Here is a 2,645-nt window from a genome sequence, read left to right as displayed (position 1 = left end):
ACCCGGCACCGCATCAGCGGGTCAGACCGGGACCGTCCCACCGCAAGGCGGGACTACCAATCGTGTGCTCGCCAGAGCGCACTGAAAGGTAACGGTTCTGGTCGGAGGGGGCGGGTCGGGTGGGTTCCACGAATGAGCCGGGCGGCGAGGTGTTGCCGTTCGTCGACGAGCATTCGGTGCTCGTCGCCGCACCCGCCGACGCGGTCTGGCGGGCACTCGCCCGGCAGGTGGCCGGTTTCCGCTCTGACGGCACGGCGCCGCTGGCGCACCTGCTCGGCGCGGTGCCGGTCCGCGCCGCCGGCACCCCGCTGGACGAGGGCGCGACGGTGCCCGGCTTCGCGGTGGCCGAGGCCGCCCCCGGGCGGTACGTCCGGCTCACCGGGCGGCACCGGTTCTCCCGCTACGCGCTGCTGTGGACCCTGACGCCGCAGCCGGGCGGCACGCTGCTCAGCGCCCGGACGGAGGCGGCGTTCCCCGGCCCGCACGGTCGGGCCTACCGCCTGCTGGTGATCAGCTCCGGCGCGCACCGGACGATGGTGCGCCGGATGCTGCGGACGGTACGGCGCTGGGCGCAGGGCTGACGGCTCGTCCGCCATTCCCGCAGGGCAGAAAGGGCGAACCTGGAGGGCTTCCGCGTCCACACCTTCCGGCTGGTCGACGAGGCCGGGGCGACCACGCTGGTCAAGTTCCACTGGAAGCCGAAGCTGGGCGTGCACTCGCTGACCGGGGAGGAGGCGCAGCTGCTCAGCGGCATCGACCCCGACTTCCACCGGCGGGACCTGTACGACGCGAACGAGGCCGGCGCGTACCCGGAGTGGGAGCTGGGCATCCAGGTCTTCCCGGACACGCCGGAGGAGACCTTCGCCGGCATCGACCTGCTCGACCCCACGAAGATCGTCCCGGAGGAGCTGGCCCCGGTGCAGCCGGTCGGGCGGCTGGTGCTCAACCGGACGCCCGTGCTGGAGCAGGCCGGGGTGGCCGGCACGCCGGGCGTCGTCGCGGCCGGCTCGGCGACGGAGGCCCTCACCTCGGTGCGGCAGCTGATGGCGGCGCACCGGGTCTGGGAACGGTTCCCCGCCACGGTCTCCTGACGCTCACGAGGGCGGCCCGCCGATACGCCGACGGGCCGCCCTCATCGGGGTCGGCCCGGGTCTCCCCGGGCCGACCCGGGAGCACCCGGCCGGTCAGCCGGACGGGTTGCTGTTCAGCGCCGTCGTCTCGATCTTGTCGAGCTTGCGGATCTCGATCTGGTCGAGCTTGCCGGTCTCCTTCTTCTCGACCTTGCGGCTCTCGGGCTTCTTCATGCCGTCCACCTCCCTTCGCCCCGTCGGCGGGTACGGCTGATCTCCCGGCGGACCCGCTGGCCGTGCCGGTGCCACCAGGCTCTGGTCCACAGCACCAGGCACAGGAGGCTGACGCCGACGAACGCCGCCGCGTCGAACAGTTCCGCGGCGGCGCCCCCGGCGACGATCGTGTGCGCGGCCGTGGTGAGCAGCGTGACGCTGACCGGCAGCGTGACCAGCGCCGCGACGGCCAGGCAGGCAGTGGTCCCGACGACGAGCACCACGGTGTAGACGCGCACCGCGACCCGCTCGCGCGGCGTCAGCCGCCGGCTCGGGTCCTCGCCCGGCCCGTCCCGGCGGGACAGCCGGTGCAGCGCCCGCCGGGCCAGGTGGCGCGCGTACGCCGAGCCGTCGGCGTACAGGTTGGCGCAGCCGGTCAGGTCCTGCAGGACGAAATACGCGTCGGTGCGCATGAAGACCAGGAACTGGGCGGGGACCAGGGTCAGCGAGAGCAGCCCGACCGCCGCGACCAGGTCACGCGCCGACCCGGCCAGGCCGGTGCCGGCGAGCACCAGCACGACGACGGCGGACACCACCAGGTTCAGCGCGATACCGGCGAGATACACGGTCAGCCGCGCCCGGCGCGGGGCGGCCCACACGCCGCTGACGTCGGTCTGCGCCACCAGGAACTGCAGGCGGGTGCCCAGGCTCATCCGCCCCGGCGCGCCGGTGGCGCGGGCGGTGAGCAGGTGGGCGAACTCGTGCAGCAGGATCAGCGACCAGACGATGACGAGGTTGCCGAGCAGCACCGCGCCACTGCTGCCGCTCCACAGCAGGTCGCGGTAGCTCGGCGCCAGCCCGGGGTCGACCGCGATCGCCGCCAGCGCCGCGAGGACCACCGCCGCGGCGGCCAGGGCCACCGCCGGGTGCAGCAGCCAGCGCACGTGCGCCGGCCGCAGCCACGGCAGCATCGACTGGGGTACGGGCGGTTGCGCCAGCGCGCGGTCGTCGAGCTCGGCGACGAACCCGAGGTCGACCAGGGACGCGACGAAGGCGGCCACGTCGACGTCGGCGCCGGTCTCCGCCCGCAGCCGGGCGCGTACCTCGTCGACCGTGCCGTCGGCCAGCAGGGTGACGGCCCGCTGCCCGACCGGTGGCACCGCGATGAACTCGCCGGTTTCGACCCGCCCCACGATCCAGGACTCCCCCTCGGCGCGCAGGTGCAGCGGGTGCAGCCGGACTCGGGTGGTGCCGGTGACCGTGGTGGGGGCGCTGATGGCATTACCTTCCTTCATCAGAGGTCCCCTTCCGGGAACGCTTGCGGCGCTTGTCCCTTGAGGACTGAGATGAGACGGCGTCCCG

At 73.9% G+C, this 2,645-nt stretch carries 2 protein-coding genes and 1 pseudogene; 2 read left to right on the top strand and 1 reads right to left on the bottom strand.

The features are described from left to right. Positions 1-119: 119 nt before the first annotated feature. Together AB0H57_RS32685 and AB0H57_RS32680 are read left to right on the top strand one after the other, a co-directional pair. A complete protein-coding gene (locus AB0H57_RS32685; RefSeq protein ID WP_357512592.1) occupies positions 120-581 on the top strand; it encodes a hypothetical protein in 462 nt (153 codons plus the stop codon). Between the two features lie 39 nt (positions 582-620). Continuing rightward, positions 621-1,091, top strand: a pseudogene (locus tag AB0H57_RS32680) (catalase); the annotation flags it as partial. Between the two features lie 209 nt (positions 1,092-1,300). Here the strand turns inward: AB0H57_RS32680 and AB0H57_RS32675 are convergent. After that, on the bottom strand, positions 1,301-2,578 hold the full coding sequence (locus AB0H57_RS32675) for a hypothetical protein (RefSeq protein ID WP_357512590.1): 1,278 nt from the start codon (positions 2,576-2,578) through the stop codon (positions 1,301-1,303). Positions 2,579-2,645 lie beyond the last annotated feature (67 nt).

Source organism: Micromonospora sp. NPDC050686 (assembly GCF_040654475.1).
Lineage (GTDB): Bacteria > Actinomycetota > Actinomycetes > Mycobacteriales > Micromonosporaceae > Micromonospora.
Note: the sequence above shows the minus strand (reverse complement) of the source record. Positions and strands in the feature narration are given on the sequence as shown.

Coding starts and splice junctions, on each gene's coding strand:
- AB0H57_RS32675 (WP_357512590.1), bottom strand. CDS start 2,578: ATGAAGGAAGGTAATGCCATCAGCGCCCCCACCACGGTCACCGGCACC.